General features: G+C 72.6%; 23 protein-coding genes. 8 read left to right on the top strand and 15 right to left on the bottom strand.

The window, feature by feature from the left end; translation table 11 throughout:
- The 4 genes from LZ198_RS13280 to LZ198_RS13265 all read right to left on the bottom strand — a co-directional run bounded on the left by LZ198_RS13280 (window position 1) and on the right by LZ198_RS13265 (window position 5,516).
- Window positions 1-1,170, bottom strand: a complete 1,170-nt coding sequence (locus LZ198_RS13280) for a tetratricopeptide repeat protein (RefSeq protein ID WP_253972300.1) — start codon at window positions 1,168-1,170, stop codon at window positions 1-3.
- A gap of 88 nt (window positions 1,171-1,258) precedes the next feature.
- Complete coding sequence (locus tag LZ198_RS13275; protein WP_253972299.1) at window positions 1,259-2,977, bottom strand: aldehyde dehydrogenase family protein; 1,719 nt, start codon at window positions 2,975-2,977, stop codon at window positions 1,259-1,261.
- 85 nt (window positions 2,978-3,062) lie between these two features.
- Window positions 3,063-5,129 carry a M56 family metallopeptidase gene (locus tag LZ198_RS13270; RefSeq protein WP_253972298.1) on the bottom strand — a complete coding sequence of 689 codons (2,067 nt, stop codon included), beginning with the start codon at window positions 5,127-5,129 and terminating at the stop codon, window positions 3,063-3,065.
- A gap of 3 nt (window positions 5,130-5,132) precedes the next feature.
- Window positions 5,133-5,516: a BlaI/MecI/CopY family transcriptional regulator gene (locus tag LZ198_RS13265; RefSeq protein ID WP_253972297.1), complete on the bottom strand. Its 384-nt coding sequence runs from the start codon at window positions 5,514-5,516 to the stop codon at window positions 5,133-5,135.
- Between the two features lie 312 nt (window positions 5,517-5,828).
- On the opposite strand from LZ198_RS13265, the gene LZ198_RS13260 reads away from it, so the two are divergent.
- The gene (locus LZ198_RS13260) at window positions 5,829-8,039 is read left to right on the top strand and encodes an ATP-binding protein (protein ID WP_253972344.1); all 2,211 of its coding nucleotides are present in this window, start codon (window positions 5,829-5,831) and stop codon (window positions 8,037-8,039) included.
- Window positions 8,040-8,055: 16 nt separating this feature from the next.
- Here the strand turns inward: LZ198_RS13260 and LZ198_RS13255 are convergent, their stop codons facing one another.
- The 3 genes from LZ198_RS13255 to LZ198_RS13245 all read right to left on the bottom strand — a co-directional run bounded on the left by LZ198_RS13255 (window position 8,056) and on the right by LZ198_RS13245 (window position 11,524).
- Window positions 8,056-9,456, bottom strand: coding sequence for a hypothetical protein (locus LZ198_RS13255; RefSeq protein WP_253972296.1), 1,401 nt, complete (start codon window positions 9,454-9,456; stop codon window positions 8,056-8,058).
- A gap of 146 nt (window positions 9,457-9,602) precedes the next feature.
- A complete protein-coding gene (locus tag LZ198_RS13250; protein WP_253972295.1) occupies window positions 9,603-11,210 on the bottom strand; it encodes a phospholipase D-like domain-containing protein in 1,608 nt (535 codons plus the stop codon).
- A gap of 74 nt (window positions 11,211-11,284) precedes the next feature.
- Window positions 11,285-11,524, bottom strand: coding sequence for a chaperonin (locus LZ198_RS13245; protein WP_253972294.1), 240 nt, complete (start codon window positions 11,522-11,524; stop codon window positions 11,285-11,287).
- Between the two features lie 393 nt (window positions 11,525-11,917).
- Between LZ198_RS13245 and LZ198_RS13240 the strand changes: the two genes are divergently transcribed.
- Both LZ198_RS13240 and LZ198_RS13235 read left to right on the top strand, forming a co-directional pair.
- On the top strand, window positions 11,918-12,499 hold the full coding sequence (locus LZ198_RS13240) for a hypothetical protein (protein WP_253972293.1): 582 nt from the start codon (window positions 11,918-11,920) through the stop codon (window positions 12,497-12,499).
- Between the two features lie 115 nt (window positions 12,500-12,614).
- Window positions 12,615-13,397, top strand: coding sequence for a hypothetical protein (locus tag LZ198_RS13235; protein ID WP_253972292.1), 783 nt, complete (start codon window positions 12,615-12,617; stop codon window positions 13,395-13,397).
- A 27-nt stretch (window positions 13,398-13,424) separates the two neighbouring features.
- Here the strand turns inward: LZ198_RS13235 and LZ198_RS13230 are convergent, their stop codons facing one another.
- From LZ198_RS13230 to LZ198_RS13200, 7 genes are all read right to left on the bottom strand, one after another.
- Entirely contained in the window at window positions 13,425-13,883 is a 459-nt protein-coding gene (locus tag LZ198_RS13230) for a hypothetical protein (protein ID WP_253972291.1), read from the bottom strand.
- Window positions 13,880-14,521 carry an anti-sigma factor family protein gene (locus LZ198_RS13225; RefSeq protein WP_253972290.1) on the bottom strand — a complete coding sequence of 214 codons (642 nt, stop codon included), beginning with the start codon at window positions 14,519-14,521 and terminating at the stop codon, window positions 13,880-13,882. The genes LZ198_RS13230 and LZ198_RS13225 overlap by 4 nt, the downstream gene beginning before the upstream one ends.
- 72 nt (window positions 14,522-14,593) lie before the next feature.
- Window positions 14,594-15,208 (bottom strand): RNA polymerase sigma factor, encoded by a 615-nt coding sequence (locus tag LZ198_RS13220; protein ID WP_234068188.1) that lies wholly within the window; start codon window positions 15,206-15,208, stop codon window positions 14,594-14,596.
- A 75-nt stretch (window positions 15,209-15,283) separates the two neighbouring features.
- Window positions 15,284-16,207 (bottom strand): Immediate early protein ICP0, encoded by a 924-nt coding sequence (locus tag LZ198_RS13215; protein ID WP_253972289.1) that lies wholly within the window; start codon window positions 16,205-16,207, stop codon window positions 15,284-15,286.
- A 324-nt stretch (window positions 16,208-16,531) separates the two neighbouring features.
- Window positions 16,532-17,047, bottom strand: coding sequence for a hypothetical protein (locus LZ198_RS13210; protein WP_253972288.1), 516 nt, complete (start codon window positions 17,045-17,047; stop codon window positions 16,532-16,534).
- Complete coding sequence (gene hemF / locus LZ198_RS13205) at window positions 17,044-17,967, bottom strand: oxygen-dependent coproporphyrinogen oxidase (RefSeq protein ID WP_253972287.1); 924 nt, start codon at window positions 17,965-17,967, stop codon at window positions 17,044-17,046. The genes LZ198_RS13210 and hemF overlap by 4 nt, the downstream gene beginning before the upstream one ends.
- 22 nt (window positions 17,968-17,989) lie before the next feature.
- A complete protein-coding gene (locus tag LZ198_RS13200; protein ID WP_253972286.1) occupies window positions 17,990-18,745 on the bottom strand; it encodes a hypothetical protein in 756 nt (251 codons plus the stop codon).
- A 172-nt stretch (window positions 18,746-18,917) separates the two neighbouring features.
- Here LZ198_RS13200 and LZ198_RS13195 point away from each other — a divergent pair, with 172 nt between their 5' ends.
- Entirely contained in the window at window positions 18,918-19,514 is a 597-nt protein-coding gene (locus tag LZ198_RS13195) for a hypothetical protein (protein ID WP_253972285.1), read from the top strand.
- 13 nt (window positions 19,515-19,527) lie between these two features.
- On the opposite strand, the gene LZ198_RS13190 is transcribed toward LZ198_RS13195, so the two are convergent.
- Window positions 19,528-19,818, bottom strand: a complete 291-nt coding sequence (locus LZ198_RS13190; RefSeq protein WP_253972284.1) for a DUF3467 domain-containing protein — start codon at window positions 19,816-19,818, stop codon at window positions 19,528-19,530.
- 66 nt (window positions 19,819-19,884) lie between these two features.
- Between LZ198_RS13190 and LZ198_RS13185 the strand changes: the two genes are divergently transcribed.
- The 4 genes from LZ198_RS13185 to LZ198_RS13170 are packed head-to-tail and all read left to right on the top strand — an operon-like array spanning window position 19,885 to window position 25,239.
- Window positions 19,885-20,688 carry an alpha/beta hydrolase gene (locus LZ198_RS13185; protein ID WP_253972343.1) on the top strand — a complete coding sequence of 268 codons (804 nt, stop codon included), beginning with the start codon at window positions 19,885-19,887 and terminating at the stop codon, window positions 20,686-20,688.
- Between the two features lie 54 nt (window positions 20,689-20,742).
- The gene (locus LZ198_RS13180; protein ID WP_253972283.1) at window positions 20,743-21,462 is read left to right on the top strand and encodes an ABC transporter ATP-binding protein; all 720 of its coding nucleotides are present in this window, start codon (window positions 20,743-20,745) and stop codon (window positions 21,460-21,462) included.
- Window positions 21,459-23,999, top strand: a complete 2,541-nt coding sequence (locus LZ198_RS13175) for an FtsX-like permease family protein (RefSeq protein ID WP_253972282.1) — start codon at window positions 21,459-21,461, stop codon at window positions 23,997-23,999. The genes LZ198_RS13180 and LZ198_RS13175 overlap by 4 nt, the downstream gene beginning before the upstream one ends.
- 4 nt (window positions 24,000-24,003) lie before the next feature.
- Complete coding sequence (locus tag LZ198_RS13170; RefSeq protein WP_253972281.1) at window positions 24,004-25,239, top strand: lipocalin-like domain-containing protein; 1,236 nt, start codon at window positions 24,004-24,006, stop codon at window positions 25,237-25,239.
- Window positions 25,240-25,274 lie beyond the last annotated feature (35 nt).

Raw genomic sequence — 25,274 nt, 5'->3', positions numbered from 1 at the left:
TCAGGCGCCGAGCTTCTCGACGAGCTTCCCGGCCTGCTCCTTCACGTGGCCCTCGCCCAGCGCCTGGGCCTGGCGCGCGTGGTGGGCGGCGACCGCGGGCTCCGTGAGCAGCGTCGCCATCGCCATGTACAGGTGCAGCGCGCCCTCCTTCGGGTGCGTGGCGAGCGCGTGCTCCAGGATGGCGCGGGCCCGCGCGGCGTCGTCGTCCTGGAGCAGCAGCAACACCAGGTCGTTGACGGGCTCCAGCGCCGTGGGCATCCGGGCCACGGCGGCCTCGAGCACCTGGCGCGCCTGCGTCCGCTCGTTCAGCGCCAGGTGCACCTGGGCCAACGCCTGGCGCGCCGGCCAGCTGTCCGGCGACGCCCCCAGCACCTCCTCGAAGAGGGCCTTCGCCTCCGCGAAGGTGCCGGCGCTCATCGTGGCCAGCCCGTGCATGTAGACGTAGTTGACGTCACGCGGGTCCAGCTTGCGCAGGTCCACCGCGGAGCGCTTCGCGCCCTCCGGGCTGCCGGCGGACAGGTACAGCTTGAAGAGGTCCTCCAGCACCGCCCGGCGCAGCCCGCCCTGGGCCTTGTCCAGCGCCTGCGTCCCCGCCTGGATGGCCAGCCCCAGCCCCCCCGTCGCCGCGTGCGCGCGCGACAGCATCAGCAGCGGCATCGACTCCTGGGGGGCGCCCTCCGCGGCCTTCTGGAAGTGCGTCACCGCCTCCGCGGGCGCGCCCTGCTGCAGGTGGATGCGCCCCAGCTCGAAGTGCACGTGCGCGCTGCCCGGCGCCACCTGGAGCGCGGACGCGTACGCCGCCTTGGCGCCCTCCAGGTCACCCCGGTCGAGCAGCAGCCCGCCCAGGTTGAAGCGCTCGAAGTAGCCGGACGTCGGCGCGGCGGCCAGCGCCTTGAGGGACTCCAGCGCCTCCGCGTCCCCCGCCTGCGCGCGCAGCATGGCCAGGTGCCCCTGGGCCTCCGCGTGGTCCGGCTTCACCTTCAGGAGCCGCAGCGCGGCGGCCTCCGCGTCCCGCGCGACGCCCAGGCTCAGGTAGGTGCGGACCAGCCCCAGCAGACAGTCGACGTCGTCCGGGTCGATGGCCAGCCCCTTCTGGAAGCTCTTCACCGCCTCCTGGGGCTGTCCCACCTGCAGAAGCCGTCCACCGTCCCGAGCGTGCGTCGATGCCATGCGTCGGGTCTACCACGGGGCCGCCGCGCCCGGCAGCCCACCCGGGAGGAGCGGCGGCCCCTTCACCGCGCGCATCAGCGCGCGTCACTCACCTCCACAGCGCCGCCGCGGCGAGGCCCGGCACCTTCGTCCAGGAGCGCTCCAGCTCGAACCCGACCAGCCGGCGCCCCAGCGAACCCAGCCCCCGGTGCCCCGGCACCCACGGCGGCGCGGGCAGGCTCGTCAGCGGCGCCCGGAGGACGGTCTTCTCCACCTGCTCCAGCATGAAGGTGTTGTGGACCCAGCCCGACCCGCTCTGGATGTCCCGGGGTGACGAGGAGGGGTGGCCGCCCCAGGGCAGCGTCACCAGCGCATACGCCGCCGCCGGCCAGGTGTTCACCGCCACCGCCCCGTAACGCAGCTCGCGGATGGCGCGCTCCACCGCGGCCGCGACGGCCGGGTCCCTCAGCGACCGGGGGTGGACGACGAGGGTCGCGTTCAGCGTGCCCCACACCTTCTGGTTGACGAAGGACACCGCCTGGTCGAGGAACGCCACCGGGTCGTCCCCGCCCGGCAGGCCCGTCTCCGACAACACCGCGCACCACGCCTCGCCCCGGAAGACGCGGTCCTCGGTGCGCGCGGGGTCCACGTCCGGAATCAGCGCGTACGACAGCTCGCCCGGCCCCGCCGTGCCCACCCGCCGCACCTGGGCGCGGTTCTCGGTGAGCTGCCGCCAGCGCTGCTCCGCGCCCGGGTAGTACGCGCGCCGCACCGGCGCCCGGCGCAGGCTCGCCTCCACCGCGTCCACGACGGCCGGGCGCCGCACCCAGTCCCGGGGCTGCACCAGCAGCCGGGCCGCGTTGCAGTTGAAGGCCGCGTTGTTGGCCACCGAGCCGGCGATGTTGTCCGCCTGGGAGCGCAGCTCGCCGTCCGAATACGGCCCGGGCACGAGGATGACGGGGGAGTTGTTGCCCAGCTCGCTGGTGACGCGCTTGCGCAAGAGCGGCGTGTCGTTCGCGCGGCGCGCGTCCGCGTCCGGCCCCGGAGCGCCCCACACCAGCGCGTCATGGGTCCGCTCGCTGCCGGTGACATGCACCTCGTCCACCATGGCGTGCGCCACCAGCGCCGCGCCCTCGTCCGCGCCGCCGTACACCACCGCGAGGACGCGGTGCCGCGACAGCGGGGAGAAGGCCTGCTCCAGGAAGGGCCCCAGGTAGGCGTTCACCGGGTTCATCTTGAGCACGCACGCGGTGCCCTCCACGAAGAGCTTGTAGAGACAGTCGGCCGGGGCAATCGAGTTGACGTTGCCCGCCCCCAGCACCGCGCACAGCCGGCCCTCGTGCGGGGTCCGGTAGAAGCGGGCCTGGTGCTCGCGCAGGTTGTCCGCGGTGACCCCGGGCAGGAAGTGGACCTCGCCGTGGCTGCGGGGCAGCAGCACCCCGTCGAGCGAGTCCAGCGGATGGAGGCGCGCGGCGAGCCGCCCGTCCTCCAGCGTGCGCAAGCACGAGGCGGGGAGGAGCGGTGTGCCCTGCCGTTGGATGTCCCGCAGGGCGTCGGCCAGCAGCCGCAGGTTGCGCAGCACCACCAGCGGCCCCGCCAACCACTCCTCCCCCGCCAGGGGCCCCGAGGGGTCCAGGCCCTTCGCCTCGCACGCCGCCCGCACGCTCGGCGCGGCGACGGCCGCGAAGGACAGGCGCAGCTCCTCGAGGAGGGCGATGCGCTCGCCCAACCCCAACCTCACCCACCCGCGAGAGCCCTCCTTCACCCGATGGATGACGGTGTCGAGGGTACCGGCGGGCGTGCTCCGGGGAACGGCCGCGACATTCATGGGGACCTCCTGAATGGGGATGGCGCGACTGGAAAACTAGGGGAGCGCCATCCCTCACGTCATCGGGAGTCCCGACGGACCGTTCTCAGGTGGGCAACGGCTGGCCCAGGCCTTTGCCCAGCGCCTCCTCGATGATGGCGCGGACCTTCTTGTGCGCCTCGCGGTGGCGCTTCTCCTGCTGCTCGCCCAGCTTCTGCTGCTCGCGGCCCATCGCCTGCTGCTGCTCGCCCAGCTTCTCCTGCTCCTCGCCGAGCGCCTCCTGCTGCGCGCCCAGCTTCTCCTGCTGCTCGCCCAGCGCGTCGAGCTGCGCCTCCAGCGCGTCGTCGCGCTTGTCCAGCTCCTCCTCGCGGCGATCCCGCTCCTCCTCGGAGAGGGAGTTCAGGCGCATGCGCTCCAGGCTCAGCCCCGCACGCTCGTGGCCCAGCTCCGCCTGGCGAATGCCCAGCTCCGCCTGCTTCTGGCCCAGCTCCGCCTGGCGCTGGCCCAACTCGCCTTGCTGCTCCCCCAGCGTGCCCATGCGGTCGCCCAGCCTGCCCTGCTCCTCGCCCGTGGCCCGGAGCGGCTCCAACGTGCCCCGCACCGCCTTGAGCGTGGTCTCGTCGCGGATGATGAACGCGTCGCCGTTGACGCGGGCGAAGAGCAGCGGCGGCCCGCCCTTCTTCCGGAACATCCGCGCCAGCTCCAGGTCCGTGGTGCTGCCGCTCATCGTCGCGGTGTTCGCGTCGACCATGAGCACGTAGCCGAAGTCGTCGTCGGACACGGCGGGAGGCCGGGGCGGCACGGGCGCGGCGACCCCACCGGAGGGCGGACGCGGCGGCACGGGGGCCGTGGGCGTCGTCGCCATGGCGACGACGGGCGGCGGAGGCCTGGGAGGCGCGGGAGGCGGCGGACGCCCCCCCGGCGTGACGATGACCATGCCCTGCGCGGGCGCCCCGGGCGCGGACGGAGCGGGCTTCGTCGGGAGCGCGCTCGACGGCTTCGGGACGGCGGGCTTCGGGGACGCGGACACCGTCGCGTCCTTCGGCGTCTCATCGGACGGCCTCGCCACCACCTGGAAGGGCACCAGCGCCGCGAGCCCCAGGGTGGAGAGGGCGACCTTCAACCACCGACGGGATGGAGGGGAAACGACTTCGACGTGCTCCAGCATGCTCAACCTCCTGTGCAAGACCTGAACGTGATTGGAAGCCCCCAGCGCGGCGGCCGTGCCGTGGGGACGCGTGACACCGAAGACGAGGAGCAGCTCGCCGTAGTCGGCGGCCTCGGCGCCGGTGAGCCGCAGCGCCTCCGCGTCGCAGGCCTCCTCGCGGGCCAGCGCGTACTCGCGGGCCACGCGGCGCGCGAGCGGATGGAAGAAGAGGAGCGCCTCCGCGAGCGCCGGCACCCAGCCGAGCCACAGGTCCCCGCGCCGCAGGTGCGCCACCTCGTGCGCCAGCGCCATGCGCAGCCCCTCCACGGGCAGCCGCCGCACCGCCTTCGTCGGCAGCACCACCACGGGCGAGAGGAGCCCCGTGGCCAGCGGGCTCGGCGCCGCGTCCGACACCAGCAGCCCGGGGACGCGCCGCAGGCCCGCGGCCTCCGCCAGCTCGCGAAGCTCCGCCTCCAACACGGGGTGCGTCAGGCGCGTCGCCTGGCGGCGCAGGCTCCTCACGTGGAGGAAGCCGCGCACGTGCTCGCGCGCGCGCCACAGCACCCCCGCCATCCACACGCCCAGCAGCCCCAGCACGAGCCCGCCCAGCCAGGTCCCGCGCGGAGGCGAGGTGAGGCGCGCCATCAGCCCCGTCTCCTGCTGGGCCTCGGGCTCGAGCCACGTGACGGCCCCGGGCCGCTCCGCCGCCCCCTCGCCCGCCTGCGCGACGACCGGCGCGTCCAGGCCTCGCGGCGCGTCCGCGACGACGGGCGCGGCGCGGACCGACTCGCGCGACGCGGGCAGCAACGGCAGCTCCAGCGGGCGCGGTCCCCCCAGCGCCACCACGAACTTCAGCGCCACCAGCCACCACAGCCCCGCGCGCAGCGACGCCGGCATCCGCGGCCACCACCGCGTGAGCGCCCACGCCAGCAAGGCGCAGAGCGCCCCCTGCCACGACGCACGCCACAACCCCTCCGACCACGAGACGGCCCACGCGGACAGGTCCAGCACTCCCAGCGTTTCCATGGGCTACTCCTTGCGCTTCTGCGAGCGAAGCCGCGCCACCACGTCCTGGAGCTGTTGCAATTCCTCGTCCGAGACGTCGTCCGCCTCGGAGAGGTACGCGGCGAACGGAGACACCGAGCCGGACAGGGTGCGCTGCACGAAGTCGCCCACCACGTCCCGCAGCAGCTCCCCGGCCGGCACCGGCGAGGCGTACTGGAACACGCCGTCCACCTTGCGCCGCGTCAGGTAGCCCTTCTGCCGCAGCCGCTCCATCACCGTCAGGATGGTGGACCGCGCCAGCCCCTGCGGCTCTCCGAAGCGCTCCGCCACCTCGCCCACCGTCGCGGGCCCGTGCTCGGCCACGTACCGCAGCACCGACAGCTCCTGCTCTCCCACCGGCTTCTTCATGGACGACCCCGCTGACGACAACTGTAGTCACAAAGCAAGGTACCCGTGACTACAAACGTAGTCAAGCCGGGCTCCGGCGCTCGGGGCCGACCCTTTCGCGCCGTCGTGGCGCGTCCCATCTTTGGGAGGAGCGGTTCCATCCCTGGAACGGAGACCGGGGCCCGGGAGGACGTGGTGGCGACGAAGGGCGACATGCTGCAGGGAGGGCAGGCACGCCAGGACGCCGGCCTCCTCGCGGAGGCCCGCACCGACGACGGGACGCGCGAGCGGGAGCTCCTGCTCCAGACGGGCCGGCACCTGCGCGCGGCGCTGATGGTGGACGCGGAGGGACGCGTCGCGTGGATGGACCCGGTGCTGGCGCGGGCCGTCGGCTGGGAGGCGCAGGCCGCCGTCGGACGGGCGGCCAGACAGGTGCTCGCCGTGTTGCCGTGGCTGGAGCACGCGGTGGTCGCGGGGCTGCGGGGTCAGGAGGACGCGTGCGAGGGGACCGGGCGCGGTCAGCGCCTGCGCGCCCTGGTGCTCCCCGTCTTCGACGGCGGGCGGCTGATGGGCGTGTGCGCGCGCCTGCACGTCGTCGAGCCCACGCAGTCCCAGGCGGACGGGAAAGAGGAGGTCATCCACCAGCTCGCGCGGGCGCAGCAGCGCTTCGAGTCCATCGTCGACGGCATCGACGGCATCGTCTGGGAGGCCGACGCGGACCTCCACCTCACGTTCCTCAGCCGTCAGTCCGAGCGGCTGCTGGGCTATCCCCGGGAGCAGTGGCTGGAGGAGCCGGACTTCTGGGACCGGCACGTGTACCCCGACGACCGCGCCTGGGCGCGCGCCTACTGCCTGCGGGCGTTGCGCGAGCAGCGCTCACTCGAGTTCGAGTACCGGATGTTCGCCTCCGACGGCCGCATCGTCTGGCTGCGGGCCCACGTGACGGTGGTGACCGACGACGGGCAGAGTCCGAGGCTGCGCGGGCTCCTGGTGGACGTCACCGAGCAGCGCCTGTCGCACGAGCGGCTGGAGCAGACCCACTCCATCCTCCGCGCCATCTTCGACTCCATCTCCGACGGGGTCGTGGTGGTCGACGCGGCCCAGCGAATCACCGCCTACAACAAGCGCTTCCAGGACATGTGGGGCCTGAGCGACGCGGTGATGGCGACGCACGACGCCGACACGGCCCTGCGCGCGGCGGCCCCGCTGGTGAAGGACGCCCAGGGCTTCGTCGAGGGCATCGAGCAGCGCTACTTCCCCACCGAGGAGGTCGACGTGCGGACGGTGGAGCTGGTCGACGGGCGCGTCCTCGAGTGCACGTCGAAGCCCCAGCGGCTCGGGGGGACGCCCATCGGCCGCGTGTGGAGCTACCGGGACGTGACGTCCGAGCGGCGCTCGAAAATCGAGCGGGAGCGGCTGCTCGTCGCCGAGCAGAACGCCCGCGAGCAACTGGAGGAGTCCTTCGCGCTCATCGACACGTTCCTCGCGCACGCGCCGGTGGGGCTGGCGTTCCTGGACCAGGATCTGCGCTACCTGCGCATCAACGACGCCCTGGCGGCGCTGCACGGCCGCCACCGCAACGAGGAGATGGGCCACACGGTGCGGGAGATGAACCCGCTGATGGCGGACACCATCGAGCCGAGGCTGCGCGAGGTGATGGCGACGGGCAAGGCCATCAACGGACTGGAGATGTCCGGCTACGTGCCCTCCACGCCCGACGAGCTGCGCCACTGGCGCGTCAACTACTACCCCATCCGCACGCCGAAGGTCATCGTGGGCGTGGGCGTGGTGGTGGTGGAGGTGACGGAGGAGTACCGCGCGCAGAAGGAGCGGGAGCGGCTGTTGCGCGAGGCGCAGGAGGCCATCCGCGTGCGGGACGACTTCCTGTCCATCGCCGCGCACGAGCTGAAGACGCCGCTGACGCCGCTCAAGCTCCACCTCCAGATGATGAAGCAGCAGGCCGCCGCGGGGCGCCCGCCGCGCGAGCACCACGTGGACAAGGCCCTGGCCCAGGTGAGCCGGCTGGCCGTGCTCATCCACGACCTGCTCGACGCGACCCGCATCCAGGCGGGGCGGCTGGAGCTCAAGCACGAGCCGGTGTCGCTGCAGGCGCTGGTGCGCGACGTGCTCGCACAGAACGCCGCGCCCGGGCAGGGCCACACGCTGGAGCACGAGGAGCCCGCCGAGCCGCTCGTCGTCCTGGGAGACCCGGGCCGGCTGGCCCAGGTGCTCACCAACCTGCTGGAGAACGCCTTCAAGTACAGCCCCACCGGCGGCGCGGTCCGGGTGACGCTCGAGAGGAAGGGGGACGAGGCCGTGGTGTCCGTCCGGGACCAGGGCATCGGCATCCCGGAGGACCAGCGCACCCAGCTCTTCGAGCGCCTGTTCCGCGCGCGCAACGCCCCCATCTCCGGCTTCGGCGGCCTGGGGCTGGGGCTCTACATCTGCCGCGACATCGTCGAGCGCCACGGCGGACGCATCTGGGTGGACAGCGAGCTGGGGCAGGGCTCCACCTTCCACTTCACCCTGCCGCTCATGACGTGAGGCGCGCCAGCGCCGCTCAGCGCTGGAAGTCCACGCCCACGCCCGCGCCCGCCGTCACCCCGCGCACCAGGTGGCCATCCGCCTGCGGGAAGTGGACGGTGCCCGCGGAGCCCCAGGCGTAGAGGTAGTTCATCAGCCGCTGGCGCAGCTCCGTCCCCAGCGAGTAGCGCGGACGGTCCCCCAGCGCCGTGAGCACCGCGCGCGCCAGCACCCGCGTGCGACCGCCCGGCAGCTCGAAGCCCGCGGACACGTCCAGGTCCGTGCGCCCGAAGCCGTGGTACTGCGCGGCCAGGCTCCCCAGGAGCAGCAGCGAGTCCGCGCTGCCCTTCGCGATGGAGGCCTCCAGGTAGCCCGCGAAGCCGTCCTCCAGGACCTCCTCCGCGAGCGGCTGCTCGGACAACCCCGTGCCGGAGAAGCGCCCCAGCTCGTAGTCCGGACCGAACATGCCGAAGCGGAACCGGCCGCCCTGCTTGCGCCCCTGGAGCGTGACGCTCAGCTGCGTGTTGGAGGCGGTCTGCCCCTCCAGCGCCACGCCCAGCAGCGCGCCGCCGGCCACCGAGTGCTCCGAGGCGAAGCGCGCGCCACCGGCCAGCAGGGCCCACACCCGCAGCCGCTCTCCCTTGTACAGCGCGATGTCGCCGCCCACCGAGGCCAGCGTCAGGTTGGGCGTCTCCCCGCCCGCCTTGCCCGCGTCGTGCGCGGCGGACACCCGCAGCAGGTAGCGGTCGAACTTCGCCGCGTCGTCGCTGCCCGCCCGCCCCAGGTCCAGCATCAGCTCGCCGGCGAAGATGCGCGCGCCGAGCACGTCGCTGGCCAGCACCTCCACGCGCACCGGCCCCTTCGTCACCGTCAGCGAGCCGCCCGCCGGGTGGTAGTCCGGCGACAGCACGTTGCTGTAGCGCCCCACCAGGTAGCCGCGCCCCAGCGACTCGTCCACGAAGGGCTCCACGCGCAGGTAGAACGGGCGCCCCTCCTGGCCGATGCGCAGCATGCGCACCACCTGCCCGGCGTCGCTCAGCTCGTCCCAGTCCTCGCGCCGCAGGTGCGCGCCGTAGTCGCCGTCCGTCTGCTTCGGCTCCTCGTCCACCATGCGCAGGCGCAGGTTGGCGCCCAGCCGCAGCACGAAGGTGTCCCCCTTCGTCACGCCCAGCGACGGGTAGACGCGGACGAACAGGTCCTGCCCTCCGCCCGGCGTGCCCGAGGGCAGGCTCAGCGCGCCCGCCTCCAACTGGCCGGTGAAGCCGAAGCCCTCGTCGCCCTTGCGGCTGCCCGGGGGCGCGGGCTCGTCCAGCCGCGCCTTGGACACGGGGGAGTCGAAGCCGCCGCTGGAGGACTCCTCCGCTGGACCCTCCTCGTAGATGGAGGAGCTCTGGGTGGAGACGAGGGACAAGAGGACGAGGAGAGGGGCGCCGGTCATCGTCCCTCGAGTCTACCCGGGCTCGCGCTCCGACGAAGCGACACGCCACCCCCGCCGTGTGGGTGGCGCTGCGGGAGGTCGGCACACCCCGCGCGCTTCACCAGAAGTGCGACACACGTCCGCGACAGAGGTCCCGCCGGCCCCGCTCAGGGGAGTCGCCCGTCCTCGTCCTCCCCGCCCGCGGGGAGGATGGCGCGGTGGGGCCGCTCCTCGGCCACGCCCACCAGCCAGCGGGACAGCAGCCGGATGCCGGAGGCGAACAGCCCGTCCTCCCCCCCGCGCAGCGCCTCGAAGAGGGCCTCGTCCAGCACGGAGTCCTCCGGGTCGATGATGAGCTCCTCCGGCTCCAGCGACTTGAGCAGCGGGCTCTGGTCGAACACCGTCTCCAGCGGGTGGGGGCGCAGCCGGTGCAGCCCCGCCTCCGCGACCGCGTCCAGGAAGTCCACCCAGCGCGCGTCCGCCCGGGCCAGCGGCGCCACCCCCTCCACGCCCCCCAGCCCCGCGTGCTCCGCCATCAGCGACACCCGCACGCGGCGGATGGCCCGGGCCACCGCGTCGCCCGGCGCGCCCGCCTCCCAGCTCAGGTTCAGCTCCGAGTCCAGCCCCAGGCTGCGGTTGGTGGTGTTGGCCGAGCCCAGCGTGAGGAAGGCGTCGTCCACCACCATCACCTTCGAGTGGATGTACGTGTAGACCTCCGCGCCCGTCTCCTCGTCGCGCGCCGCCGAGCAGTAGACGCGGAAGACGTGCCCCGTCTCGCGCGCCACGTGCTCGAGCGTGCGCAGCAGCCGCACCTGCGCCACGCCCATGGCCAACTGCTCACGCAGCGCCTCCGGCTGCCGGGGCAGCACCAGCACCACCTGGAGGCGGGGCCGGCCCGCCGCGCGGAAGCGCCGCACCAGCGCCTGGAAGATGGCGCGCGAGGAGAAGTACTGGTTCTCGATGTAGATGAACCGGTCCGCCGCGTCGATGGCGTCCAGGAAGAGCGCCCGCACCTCCTGCACCGCCTCCTGCGGCGGAACCAGCGTCTTGCCGAAGGTGCGGCTGAGCGCCACCGGCCCCGGCGGCGCGGGCACGCTCGGGCAGAAGCCCACGTCGTCGCGCGACACCCGCGGCAGCCGCAGCTCGCCGCCCCCCGAGTGGGCCCACCGCGCCTCGAACAGCTCCGTCAGCCGGTCCACCACGGGCCCGGTGAGCACCGCCTGCACGTCGTGGTAGGGGCCGTGGGGCTCGCGCCCGCTGTCGCAGCGCCACGGTGAGCGCGCCGCGTGGGTCCGGTCGTCCCAGCGACAATCACAGACATCCATCCCGCCGGAGAACGCCACCGCGCCGTCGATGACCACCAGCTTCTGGTGGTGGGCGCCGTACAGCGGACTGGAGGCGTCGAAGCGGAAGCGCACGCGCTCGTTCGTCGTCCAGTTGAACAGCAGGTGCTGCATCCACTCGCGCTCCATGGCGAGCAGCAGGCTGAAGTCCCACGCGAGCAGATAGACGTGCAGCTCCGGGTTGGCCCGGCACAGCTCGTCCAGCATGGGCAAGAGCCGCGCCTCTCCGCCGCGCGCCTCGTCCAGGTCCTCGCCGCGCAGCAGCGACACGTCGCTGTCGAACTGCCACCCGGTCATCACGATGTGGCGCCGAGCCTTCTTCATGGCCCGGTACAGCTCCCGGTAGTAGGCGCGACCGTCCACCAGCACGCCCGCCTCGCCCACCTCCTCCACCGTCCAGCAGTTGCGTCCGGGAATGATGATGCGCTTCACCGCTCAGCTCCCCTCGCCGCCGCCTCCCCCGAGGACGCCACGCGTGCGTGGCGCCACCTCCGTCACCGGACGCCTCAGCCCTCGAAGACGATGCGGCGACCGGTCGCCAGCGTCATGTCTCGCGACGACACCACCTGCTTCACCTTCTTCACCTCGCCGCCCACCGTGTCGAACGCCGCGGCGATGAGGTCGCCCAGCGTCATCTGCACCCGCCGCGCGCGCCGCCCCGCGCCCGCCACCGCGCGCTTCGTCGTCACCTTCACCTGCCGAGCCTTCCGCTGGATGCCCTGTCCACGCCGCTGAGCCTTCGCCATGGGTCTCTCTCCAAGGTTGAAGCGTTTGCCTGCACCACCACCGCACCCACCCGCCGCCGCCGCCCGCCCCAGCACCCAAAGCAACGCGCGTGCCGCGCACCAAACCCTTGTTTCCACAAGGGCCGGCCGCCTGCCCCCCTCCCCTCCGAGCCTGGAGGGACTGCCATTTTTTCAGCCCCCCGGTGCGATTTCCGCCAGTCGCGCCCGCCCGCACCCGCACCCCGCTCCCCCCACGTCGAGTGTCCACCACCCCACAAATACAAATGACACATGGGTCAACTCCGCCCCAATTCCAAACGTCCTCGCATAACGGAAAAGTTTAGACATATCAGTCAATTTGAAAATCATTGAGAAACCCGCTTCAATGTCTCTCAATCTCCCCAGGACGAGCACATGGATCTGAAAATCCCCCAGGTCGCCAATCAGCCCGAAGCGAAGGTCCCCCTCACCGCCTTCCAGGGAGTCGAGGTCGTCGGCCAGTCCATCCTCGCCATCGTCAATGGCATGGAGCTGGCGCAGGCCCGGGCCCTGAGAATCCTCGCGGAGAACGGCATCACTCCGCTGGAGGCCAAGACGTGGTACCCGATGCCAGCCTTGTTGAAATCGTTCAGTCTGGTTTTCGAGAAGATTGGCCCGAGCACGGTGCGAACGATTGGGCGGAAGATTCCAGACAGCGCGCACTTCCCCCCGGACATCGACACGCTGGAGAAGGGATTGCGCGCGGTGGACATGGCGTACCGGATGAATCACCGGGGCAAGGGCGCCATCGGCGGTTATCACTACGAGCCGGTGGACAAGCGCAACGCGAAGATGCGCTGCGACAATCCCTATCCATGCGACCTCGACTACGGACTGCTCGAGGCCATCACCGACCGCTTCCGCCCCAAGGATTCGCTTTGGGTGCGTATTGAACATGACCCCAAGAGTTGCCGCCGTCGCGGCGATGGGGCCTGCACGTACAACATCAGTTGGTAACGCACACCCCTGGCCCGGCGCGCCCGTGACGCCTGACGCGGGCGGGCGCGCCGCGCATCGAGAGACATCCTTCCGCCGAGGGCCGGGGCGGAGGACCGCAACCGGGAGGGACATCATGAAGGCCGTGCTCCAACACATCGCGGTGTGCGAGGAGCGGTTCGCCTCACACCCCTTCTTCTCAGACCTGCGTCAGGACCGTCCGCTGGAACAGGTGATGGCCTTCGCGCCGCGGCTGACGTTCTGGGTGATGACGTTCCAGGACGTGCTGCGCCTCAACGCCCACTTCGTGCAGGACGCGCACCTCAAGGCGCTCGCCACGCGGCACCACGCGGAGGAGGGCGGGCACGACCAGTGGTTCGAGGAGGACATCGCGGCGCTGACCGGGGGCTCGCTGAGCATCGGCTCGCTGTACGGCAAGGCGCACGCGAGGACGCGTGACGCGGCCTACGCCATCATCAGCGAGGTGCACCGGCCGCTGGACGACCGGCTGCGCATCGTCCTCTTGTGGGCGCTGGAGTCCACCAGCCACGTGTTCTTCAGCCGCACCGCCATCATCAGCGCGGCCAAGGGCGCGGACGACCGGCTCAAGTACTTCTCCGACCACCACATGCGCGCCGAGGCGCAGCACGCCATGTTCGAGCAGCAGCTGGCGGAGGAGCTGGAGGCCATGGTGCTGGCGCCGGAGCTGCGCGCGGAGGCGCTGGCCATGGTGGACCGCATCTACGCGGCGTTCGACACCATGTTCGACGGGCTGCGCATCCACCTGGAGCACGAGCGCGCCGACGAGGCCCCGCCGCGCCTGGCGCTGCCCGCGCACGGGGCAGAGGCCGGCGCGAGCGAGGAGACGACCCAGGCCGAGGCCACCGTCGTCCGGCTCACCGGGGAGCGCGCCGCCTGAGCCAGGCGCGCGCTCCGAGGGAGGCGTTCAGCGGGACGGCGGGGACAGCACGAGGATGAGCTCCCCGCCCACGTGCTTGCCGGCCTTCTGGTAGACGGCGCCCTGCCGCCCCAGCTCCACGTCCAGCGTGGGCTGGCGGGGAATGGCGACGCGCACGGTGGCGATGCCGTCCTTCATGCCCAGGAGCTGGAGCGACGCGTTGCTGCCGTTGGGCAGCTTCACCTCCACCGGCTTCTTGTCCCCCACCTCCAGCACCTCCATGGAGACGCGCTTGAAGGAGGTGAAGTTGAAGTTCTGCTTCTCGAACTGCTCCTTCATCTTCACCAGCTCCGGGGGCTCCACCTCCGAGCCCTTCCGGGACGCCAGCACCACCTCCGCCTGGACGCGGACCTTCTGCTCCTCCTGGGCCCGTGCCACCAGCGGCATGAGCAGCCCCAGTCCCAGTACGGCCAGGAGCACTCGACCCGACGTCACATGCGTTCTCACAGGGGACCTCCCGAAGGTCTCTCGACGTCCGTCTTCGGCTTGCGGCCGGGCTGCCGGCCGCCGTTGCGAAGACCACCCACGTCCTCTTGCAGCTCGTCGTCCTCGTCGGAGGGCGACGCGCCGTTCTGCACCTCGTCATCCACCAGCCAGATGATGGTGCCACCATTGTCGGTCTCCATCACCACCGGCGCCACCCGGGCGTCCTGGTAGGGCTGGATGGCCTTCACCGTCATCCGCTCGCCGGCGTATCCCACGGGGGCCCGTTCGCTCATCAACAACGGCACGCCCACCAGCGCCAGCACCGCCGCCGTGGCCAGCGAGGAGACCATGGCCGTGCGCTGGTAGAGGAACATCTCCGACAGCGACAGCTTCAGCCGCTCCAGCAGGGGCGGCTTCTCCGGCGTCACCCGGGCCATCACCTTCTGGGCGAAGTCCTTGAAGTCGACGTCGTCCACCGCCATGTCCAGGCCGACCCGGAGCAGGCCCGACTCCGCGCGCAGGTCCGCCGCGCGCCCCGTGCAGTCGCGGCACGCGGACAGGTGACGCTCCACGTTCACCCGCTCCGCGGGGGTCAGCTCCCCGTCGACGTACGGGGAGAGCATGGGGACGAAACGCTCACATGCGGGATTTCCGGCCATAACCTTCACCCTGCTCGGTGGTGGGAAAGCGATGGAAATGACGGGGGGGCTCCTCAGATATTCGAGGCCCCCTCATTCGTTCCCCACCCCACTCTTCGCTTCGTCCAACTCCAGGTACTCACTGAGGATTTTCTGGACCTTGGCCCGGGCGTGGAAGAGGCGGCTCATCACCGTGCCCTTGGGGATGTCCAGCGTCCGGGCGAGGTCCTCGTAGGACATGCCCTCGATTTCGCGCAGCAGGAGGATGGCGCGGTGCTTCTCCGGGACGGTGCCCAGGGCCTCCTGGATCTTCTCCGCCAGCTCCCGCCGCAGCGCGCTCTTCTGGGGGTTGGTGCCCAGGCGGCTGCCCAGCGCGCCGATGCGCGCCTCGGACAGGTCCATGGCCTGGGTCTCGTCGAACTCCACCGCCTCACCGCCGCCGCCGCGCTTGCGCAGCACGTCGATGCAGATGTTCACGGTGATGCGGTAGAGCCAGGTGTAGAAGGACGAGTCGCCCTTGAAGTGGTCCAGGTACTTGTAGACCTTGACGAACGCCTCCTGGGAGACGTCCATCGCTTCCTCCTTGTCCTTGAGCATTCCGAGCGCGACGGCATACACCTTGCGCTGGTAGCGCTCGACGAGGAGCTTGAAGGCGCGTTGGTCGCCGCTGCGGACGCGCTTGACGAGTGTGAGGTCGTCGGTGGCCAATGGGTGCGGCAACGTACCACAAGCCGGCCGGCACCGAGGACTTTCCACCACCCCGGGTCCTCCCTGGCCGCTCCCCTAGAGGCTGACGAGCGCCAGCACCACCAGCCCGATGCCCGCCAGGAAGAGCATCGCCCCGAAGGCGACCCGGTCCCATTGCCCGTCGGCCACGGCGCCGTCCTCGGGGTCCGACCGGAAGCGGTGGAGCACGTTCCAGAGCATCCTCCGCCCCAGGCGGCGGTTCGTCCCGGCGCGCCGGCGGCCGTCCCCGTCCCGGCCCGCCTCCGCGTCCTCCGCCTCCCGCGCGGACAGGCCGAGCGGCGCGGGGCCGCCCCGGAGCGGCGCCTCGGCGCCCCGGAGGGTGCCAGGGGCAGAGGGGTCGCCCACCTGCCCGCTCCTGGCGGCGGCCTCGGAGTGGCGCACCTCCGGCGGGGGCTCCAGGCGGACGCTGGCGGCGCGCTCGCGGGCCTCGTCGGGGGTGCGCGACGCCAGCACCCACAGGCCCTGCGTCACGCCGTCCTTGCCGGTGTTCGCGTCGCGCAGCTCGGCGAAGCCCTGGCCCTTGAGGGCGTCGCGGAAGGCGGCCTCCCCCTCCTTCTGTCGAGGCAGCGCGGCGGCGGACTCCGCGTAGGCGGAGAAGAAGGCCCACAGGCGCGTGGCGCGCTCGGAGCTGGAGGACTGGGAGGGCTTCAGCAGGGCGGCCAGCAGCGCCGCGTCCGAGCCGAAGCGCATGCCCAGCGTCTCCGGGTCCGCGACCTGCTCCAGGCCCGGCGGCACCAGGTCCTTCACCGCGCGCACCGGGACGCGCTCCTGGCCGCCCAGCGTGGGCCGGACGTTGGAGGGCGGGGCCTCCGCGGCGCCGAACGCGTCGTTCGTGGGGACGATGGGGATGTCCACGTCGCCCTGCACGTCGGGGATGCGCGGTCCGCCCTCGCCGGGGGGCTTCGGGGTGCCCTCGCCGCCGGGCACGCTGACGCGCGGAGGAATGCGGATGGTGGACATGGCGCTCGCCCCCTGCGGGTGTTGGGAGCCTAACGCCGGGCGCTCCCGCGTGCCGGCACGGGGGCCGGGTGAAATGTCCAGCAATGAAGAGGCGACGCTCAGCGCGAGGGGGACGTCCGGGGGTGACATCCCGTCGTCGATGTGGAGCCCGCCCTGGGACGCGGGCGTCGACGTCGGCGCCGGGCCGGGGCCGGTGGGCGTGGCGCCGGACGCGCGCGGCCCGTGGCCCCACCCGCCCCGCGGCCCCTCTCCGGGCCCCTTCATGTCGCCGATGTGGCCCATGTCCCGGATTCTCGCGCGGAGCACGCGGCGGGTTGCGACCGGCTACTCGCCGGGGTTCTCGACCTCGACGGGCGTCGTCATCCCGTTGGCGTCCAGGCGGACGCGGTAGACGGTGTTGAGGCCGTCGCCGTCCACGTCGCCGCGCGCCAGGCACGACACCTCCGGCTCGCCCACCGGGCTCTCCTGCAGCATCACCTCGTACTGGAAGTTCACCTCCTCGCCGGGGTCGAACCCCAGGTGGAGGAAGGCCTCGTCGCGGGGGAAGGGCACGGGCTTGCCGGCGCGCGGCACCTCCCGGGGCTCGGGCCCGGCGACGAGGTAGCCGCCGTGCTCGTCGCGCCAGGCCTGCGCCGCGTCGCACAGGGCGAGCACGTTCACGCGCGCCTCGGTGTCGAGCGACGAGCCCGCATGGGCCGGCCCCGCGCCCGCGCCCGGCGTGGGCCCGCCGCGCAGGGCGAGCAGGACGCCGCCGGCGACGCCCAGCACGACGAGCCCCGCGACGACGAGCGGCAACTTCTTCCGGGGTGGAGGTGACGGCGTCGGCGTCGCTCCGCTCATGCCTTCCGGGCTCCCTCGTCGAGGGCCGCCCAGTCGCGGGGCTGGCGCAGCACGTCCACCAGCCGCGCCTCCCACGAGCCCGGCTCCGGCTGGAAGTCGTAGCGCCAGCGCGTCTGGGGCGGCAGGGACATCAGGATGGACTCCACGCGCCCGCGCGTCTCCAGGCCGAAGACGGTGCCCCGGTCATAGACGAGGTTGAACTCCACGTAGCGCCCGCGCCGCACCTCCTGCCACAGCCGCTGCGCGTCCGAGTACGGCACGTCCTTGCGCCGCTCGGCGATGGGCAGGTAGGCGTCCAGGAAGGCGCGCCCGCAGTCCTGGACGAAGGCGAACTCGCGCTCCAGGTCCCCGCCCATGTTCTCGAAGAAGATGCCGCCCACGCCGCGCGACTCGTCGCGGTGGCGCAGGAAGAAGTACTGGTCGCACGCCGACTTGAAGCGCGGGTAGAAGGCCGGGTCGTGCCGGTCGCACGCGGCCTTGTGCACGCGGTGGAAGTGCGCGGCGTCCTCCTCGTAGAGGTAGTACGGCGTCAGGTCCGCCCCGCCGCCGAACCACGCCTTCCCGCCCTGGTGGATGAAGCGGTAGTTGGCGTGGACGGTGGGCACGTGCGGGTTGCGCGGGTGGAGCACCAGGGACATGCCCCCGGCCCAGAAGGTGCGCCCCTCGCCCTGGAGCTTGCGGGCGAACTGCTCCTCCAGCTCGCCGTACACCACGGACGTGTTGACGCCGGCCTTCTCCAGCACGGCGCCGTCCTCCAGCACCCGGGTGCGCCCGCCGCCGCCGCCGGGCCGCTCCCACGCGTCCTCGCGGAAGCGCGCCTGGCCGTCCAGCCGCTCGAGGCCCGCGCAGATGTCGTCCTGCAGCGACTGGATGAAGGCCGTCATGCGCGCCTTCACGCTCTCCACGTCCACCTTCGTCATGCGTGCTCCCGCCGGTGTCGGCTCACGGCTGCCCGGAGTAGTCGGCCGGCGCCTCGAAGTCCACAGGGGGGACGGCCGGCGCGTTGTGCCCGGCCGCGTCGAAGGCCTCGATGCGGGCGCGGTAGCTGCGGCCGTCCTCCAGGGCGAAGGTGCCGCTGCACGCCTCGTGGCCGATGAAGGCCGTGTTGTTGACGATGGGCACCACGTACTGCTGGACGCTCGGGCCGGCGCGGCGCGGCTCCAGCTTCACCACCAGGTAGGCGGGGCTCTCCTCGCGCAGGGACAGGTTCAGGCGCACGAAGCGGGCGGTGCCCTGGGGCGTGCGGCGCAGGAAGCCCTCGGAGACGGCGGGGCGCTTCTGCCAGCGCGGGGCCTGGGTGTCGGCGCCCTTGCCGGTGCGCCACTCGGGCAGCACCGCGCCGCGGCCGTTGAGCACCGCCGCGCCGGGCAGCACCTCGTCGAGCCGCAGCGTGTAGCGCTTGTCCGGCTCCAGCGGGCCCGTCACCTTGAGGACGACGGTGGCGCGGCCCAGGCTGCTCTCCCAGCCCTTCTGCACCTTCACCTCCGCCTCGTGGCTGTCCGACACGAGGCGCAGCTTCTTGCCCACCAGCCCGATGACCTGCTCGCGGGCGGTGCCCACGCCCTCCAGCAGGAAGCGGCTGTTGATGGGGACGATGGCCCCCGGCGTGGGGAACACCTGGACCCCGTCTCCCAGACACTGGGCGGCGGCGGCGGGGGCGAACAGCAGGGCGACGAGCGACAAGAGGATTCGAGGCACGGTGCCCCGAGTCTGCGCCGCGACGGGGAGGATTCCAACCCGCTCCGAGTGGAGCGTCGATATGGGAATCCCCGCCACGCGTTCCCGGGAATGGACCACGCGCCGTCCCTCCGCCCCGACGGCCCGCTGGCGACGCCTGCCTCCCCTCCACCCGGGGCACCTGGAACGGACGATGACCTCACGCCTCGCCATCCGGGCGACGGCCGGGCTCTGCCTGCTCGGAGCCCTCGGCTGCGCCACGACGAAGGACCCGCGCCAGCAGTTGCTGGAGGGCACGAGCACCAACGCCGTCTACAAGCTCGAGCCCGCGAAGCTGGCGGACACGGTGCGCCACCTGCTCACCGAACAGCAGTACGAGCTGCTGCCCACGTCGGACCCGCTCTATATCAAGACGACGTGGCGCATCGACGGCGCGCTGGACATGGGCGGCAGCTGGTCCCGCATGCTCGTCCAGTTGGTGCCGCTGGGCGACGGGCGCACCGCGGTGCGGGCCTACCGCATGGGCTACACCACCACGGGGATGGCGCCCTCACACCCGGGCCTCGCCGCGAACCAGAAGGACACCGGCAAGTCGGAAGGGGGCGTCACGGGCAGCTACGTGTCCGGAGAGCCGATGTCCCCGGCGAAGCCCTCCGTCATCCGCGCCGCCGACTTCGAGTGGACGCTGCTCAACCGCGCCGACCCGAGACTGGGCGCGCACCTGGAGGCGCGCGCCGACGACTACATCGCCCACGGAGACCTGGACCCGAGCGCGCCCACCGAGGAGTGAGCCCGCCGGCGCGTCAGTGCACGCCCGCGTCGTCCTCGCGCAGGACGATGGGGCCGTACTTGGCCTCGTAGCGGTTGAGGTTGTCCTGCATGGCCAGCATCAACCGCTTCATGTGCTTGGGGCTGGTGATGATGCGCGAGCGCACCTTGGCGCGGAGCTGCTGCGGCTGGACGTAGATGAAGTCCAGGGTGAACTCCGTGTCGGTGTGGTTCACGAGGGCCATGTTGACGTACTGACCGTTGGCCACGTCCTCGTCGATTTGAATCTGCAACTGCATGTCCGGGGGCTTCGGAGTGTCCGCCATGAGGCAGGGGGCATAGCGCCTGCGCCCCCGCGTGACCAGCGTGTCCTCATGAATGCGTCGCGGGCCCTGGAACCGGACAAGACCGCCCCCTTCGAGCTGGGTCGGGGCGACGAGACCTGCCTGATTCTCCACGGCTTCACGGGCAGTCCCTGGGACGTGCGACCCCTGGGTGAGGCCCTGGCGGCCCGGGGAATGCACGTGGTGGCGCCACGACTCCCAGGGCATGGCACCACCCCGCAGGCGCTGCTGCGCGTCACGTGGCGGGACTGGCGCGACGAGGCGGTGGCGGCGCTGCGCGCGCTGGGCGGTGGACACCGGCGGGTCGCCGTGGCGGGGCTGTCCATGGGCGCGCTGCTGGCGTTGGGGCTGGCGGCGGAGCATCCCGACCTGGTGCGCGCGCTGGTGCTGGTGGCGCCGGCGCTGCGCTTCCAGGGCGCGCGCATGCGGCTCGTGCGGCAGTTGGCGCGCACGCCGGTGCTGGAGTGGGCGCGGCCCTGGGTGCGGAAGACGGGCACGGACATCTCCGACCCGGAGGCGCTGGCCCAGGCGCCGGTGTTGCCCGCCTTCCCCGTGGCGCGCCTGCGCGACCTGTGCGCGCTCCAGGACCAGGCGACCCGGCAGGTGTCCCGCGTCCAGTGTCCCACCCTGGTGGCGGTGGCGGAGCAGGACCACGTGGTGGACCCGGAGGGTGGCCATTGGCTGGCGCGCCACCTGACGGCCTCGCCGTCCGTGCGGTGCGTGTCGCTGCGGCGCGGCTTCCACGTCATCCCCCGGGACGTGGACGGGCCCCTGCTCGCCTCGGAGGTGGGGGACTTCCTGGCCCGGTGGCGACACTTCGGGGAATGGGAGCCACAACCCGCGCACACATGACGCCACGCGGAGCGGCGGCGAAACCCGCGCCCCGCGTGTATCAAATGTGGGCCCATGTCCGTGTCCGACTCCCCGCCCCTCGTCGAGCTGCGTGACGTCACCAAGTCCTACGTGGAGGGAGACACCTCGCGCGAGGTGCTCTCCGGCGTCCGGCTGACGCTGCGCCGGGGCGAGTTCGTGGTGCTGCTGGGGCGCAGCGGCTCCGGCAAGTCCACGCTGCTCAACCTCATCAGCGGCATCGACCTGCCCACCCGGGGCGAGGTCCGGGTGCAGGGGCGCGACCTGGGCGGGATGAGCGAGCGCGAGCGCACGCTGCTGCGCCGCGAGCGGGTGGGCTTCATCTTCCAGGCCTTCAACCTGCTGCCCACGCTGACGGTGGAGGAGAACGTGCGGCTGCCGCTGGAGCTGAACGGGCGGAGCGCGGCGGAGTCGGGCGAGCGGGCGCGGGCGCTGTTGGAGCGCGTGGGGTTGGGGACTCGCGCGCACAGCTTCCCGGACCGGCTCTCCGGCGGCGAGCAGCAGCGCGTCGCGGTGGCGCGGGCGTTGGCCCACGCGCCGCCGCTGCTCCTCGCCGACGAGCCCACCGGCAACCTGGACGAGGCCACGGGCCGGCAGGTGCTGGACCTGCTGGAGGGGCTCACGCGCCAGGGGGACGCGTGCGCGCTGGTCGTCACGCACGAGCCGGGGTTGATGGCCCGCGCGGACCGGGTGCTGGAGATGGCGGGCGGGCGGCTGGTGGTGCGCGAGACCCCGCGCAAGGAGCCGCGCGGATGAGGCGCCTGCTCGTGCATTCGAGCCTGCGGCACCTGGGACGCCATCCGTGGCTCACGGCGCTGTCGCTGCTGGGCATCGCGCTGGGCGTGGCGGTGGTGGTGTCCATCGACCTGGCGAGCGGCAGCGCGCTGCGCGCCTTCGAGCGTTCGACGGACGCGGTGGCTGGCCGCGCCACGCACCAGCTGGTGGGCGGCACGTCGGGCCTGTCGGAGGACGTCTACCGGGACCTGCGCCTGCGGCCGGGCGCGCCCGTGTCCGCGCCGGTGGTGGAGGGCTACGTCCAGGCGGCGGTGGGCGACCTGCGCACGCTCACCGTGCTGGGCGTGGACCCGTTCGCGGAGGGGCCCTTCCGGGACTACGCGCGCGGCGAGGCCGTGGGCGACGTGGGCCAGCTGCTCACGCGGCCGGGCACGGTGCTCCTGAGCGAGCGCGCCGCGAGGGCGCTGGGGGTCTCCGCGGGCGGCGAGCTGCCGGTGCGCGTGGAGGGGCGACAGGTCGTGCTGCGCGTGGCGGCGCTGCTGGCGCCCGCGGACGAGGACACGGCGCGGGCGCTGGAGGCCCTGGTGTTGACGGACATCTCCACCGCCCAGGAGGTGCTGGGCAAGGAGGGGCGCCTGACGCGGGTGGACCTGCGGCTGCCGGGCGGCGAGGCGGAGGCGAAGCGACTGGAGGCGACGCTGCCCCAGGGCGTGGAGCTGCTGCGCGCGGCGGCGCGGGCGGGCACGGTGGAGCAGATGACGCGGGCCTTCCGCACCAACCTGACCGCGCTGTCGCTGCTGGCGCTCGTGGTGGGGATGTTCCTCATCTACAACACGATGACGTTCTCCGTGGTGCAGCGGCGCGGGATGCTCGGGCGGCTGCGCGCGGTGGGCATCACCCGGGGCGAATTGTTCGCGCTCGTGCTGGGCGAGGCGCTGGTGCTCGGCGTCATCGGCACGGTGGCGGGCGTGCTGCTGGGCATCTTGTTGGGGCGCGGGTTGGTGGGGCTCGTCACCCAGACACTCAATGACTTGTATTTCGTGGTGAGCGTGCGGCGGCTGGCGTTGGAGCCGCTCACGCTGGCCAAGGGCCTGACGCTGGGGCTGGGCGCCACGCTGCTGGCGGCGCTGGTGCCCGCGTGGGAGGCGGCGCGCTCGGCGCCCGTGACGACGCTGCGGCGCTCGACGCTGGAGGAAGGCTCGCGCTCGCGCGCGCCGAGGCTGGCCCTGCTGGGGCTGGGCGTGCTGGGGCTCGGCGTGGTGCTCCTCGCGTGGTCGACGCAGGCGCTGCTGCCCGCGTACGCGGGCCTCTTCGCGGTGCTGCTGGGCGCGGCGCTGCTGGTGCCGTGGCTGACGGAGCGGCTGTCCTCGCTCGCCACGGGGCCCCTGGGGGGCGCCTTCGGACTGCTGGGGCGCATGGCGGCCCGGGGCGTGCGCACGAGCCTGAGCCGCACGGCGGTGGCGCTCGCGGCGCTGATGGTCGCCGTGGCCACCACCGTGGGCGTGGGGCTCATGGTGTCCAGCTTCCGGGGCACGGTGGTGTCGTGGCTGGAGACGTCGCTCCAGGCGGATGTGTTCATCTCTCCGCCCTCGCTCGTCGCGCGGCGAGGGGACGCCACCCTGGCGCCGGGGCTCGCGGAGCGCCTGCGCGCCACGCCGGGCGTCGCGGGCAGCAGCACCATCCGCGTGGTGAAGGCGCGCGCGAACGACATCCCCACGGACCTGCTGGTGGTCGACTTCTCGCGCACCGGCGCGCGGCCCTACCGCTTCAAGGAGGGCGACGCGGCCACGGTGTGGCGCGAGCTGGATGCCTCTCCCGACACCCTCATCGTCTCCGAGCCGTTCGGCTTCCACCGGAACGTGGGCGTCGGAGACACCGTGCGGCTGGCCACGGACGAGGGGCCTCACGACTTCCGCATCGTGGGCGTGTACTTCGACTACGGCTCCGACGTGGGCACGATGCTCATGCCGCGCGCCACCTACGAGCGCTGGTACGACGACCGGGGCGTCAGCGGCGTGGCCCTGTACGCCGCGCCCGGCCAGGACGTGGACGCGCTGGTGACGGCGGCGCGCGAGCGCGTGGGCGACACGCAGGCGCTGATGGTGCGGCCCAACCGCTCGCTGCGGCAGGCGTCGCTGGACGTGTTCGACCGCACCTTCACGATTACGCAGGTGCTCCGCTTGCTGGCCATCGGCGTCGCCTTCGTGGGGGTGCTCAGCGCGCTGATGTCGCTCCAGATGGAGCGCGCCCGCGAGCTGGCGGTGATGCGCGCCACGGGGCTGACCCCGGGACAGCTCTGGGGGCTGGTGTCGCTCCAGACGGGGCTGCTCGGGTTGCTGGCGGGGCTGTTCTCCCTGCCCCTGGGCGTGGGGCTCGCGTACATCCTCGTCCACGTCATCAACCGACGCTCGTTCGGCTGGACGCTGCGGCTCGTGGTGACACCGGAGACGCTGGTCCAGGCGATGCTGTTGGCCCTGGTGGCCTCGGCGCTCGCGGGCCTCTACCCGGCGTGGCGGATGGCGCGCGCCAACCCCGCGCTCGCGCTGAGGGAGGAGTGACGTCATGAGCCATGGACGAGGACTCGTCATCGGAGTCGCGACGGCGCTGGGCGCGCTCGCGGTGGCCGCCTGGTTCGTCACGCGCGAGACGCAGGCCCCTGTCTCGCAGCGGGGCGGCGCGCTCACGGTGGCATCGGCCCTGGGCGGTGGAGGGGACGGCGGCACGGAGGGCTTCGCGCGCGCCTTCACGCCTCGCGACTTCGTGTTCCCCGAGGACCACGGCCCCCACCCCGCGTTCCGCACCGAGTGGTGGTACTGGACGGGGAACCTCGAGACCGCGGACGGACGCGCGTTCGGCTATCAGTTCACGCTGTTCCGCAACGCGCTCGCGCCCGAGGCCGCGCCTCGCGAGTCGGCCTGGGGCACGCGCGACGTGTACCTGGGGCACTTCACCGTGACGGACGTCTCCGCCGGGCGGTTCCATGTCGCCGAGCGCTTCAGCCGCGCATCGCTGGGGCTGGCGGGCGCGAACACCCGCCCCTTCCGCGTGTGGCTCGAGGGCTGGGGCGCGCAGAGCACCGGCGAGGCGATGTGGCCGGTGCGGCTGCACGCGGAGACGGACGAGGCCTCGCTGGAGCTGACGCTGGAGCCGGGCAAGCCGCCGGTCCTCGAGGGAGACCGGGGACTGAGCCAGAAGAGCGCGGAGCCTGGGAACGCGTCGTACTACTACTCGATGACGCGCATGCCCTCGCGCGGCACGGTGCAGGTGGAGGGCAAGCGCTACGCGGTGACGGGCGAGAGCTGGATGGACCGGGAATGGAGCACCAGCGCGCTCGGCCCGAACCAGGTGGGCTGGGATTGGTTCTCGCTCCAGCTCTCCGACGGCAGCGAGCTGATGTTCTACCAACTGCGCGACCGGAACGGCGCGTCGGACCCGTTCAGCTCGGGGACGTGGGTCCCTCCCGCGAGCGCGGCCGACAGCGCGCCGGTGCATCTCTCCCGGGACGACGTGGCGCTGGCCGTGTCGAAGACGTGGAAGAGCCCTCGCGGCGGGGAGTATCCGGCGCGGTGGAACCTGCGCGTGGCGAAGCTGGGGTTGGAGCTGACGGTGACGCCGAAGGTGGCGGACCAGGAGCTGCCGGTGAGCGTGCGCTACTGGGAGGGCAGCGTGGACCTGGAGGGCAGCCGTGAGGGCAGGCCCGTGGCGGGCCGGGGCTACGTGGAGCTGACGGGCTACGCGGACCTCGCGGCCCACGCGCGCACCGGGACGACGACCCGCGGGATGCCCGAGGCGAAGTAGACCCGTCGCGGATGGTTGGCCCGGGGCGCCGGCTG

The organism is Myxococcus dinghuensis (assembly GCF_024198235.1).
GTDB classification, from domain to species: domain Bacteria; phylum Myxococcota; class Myxococcia; order Myxococcales; family Myxococcaceae; genus Myxococcus; species Myxococcus dinghuensis.
This window is presented reverse-complemented; position numbering and strand designations above follow the sequence as displayed.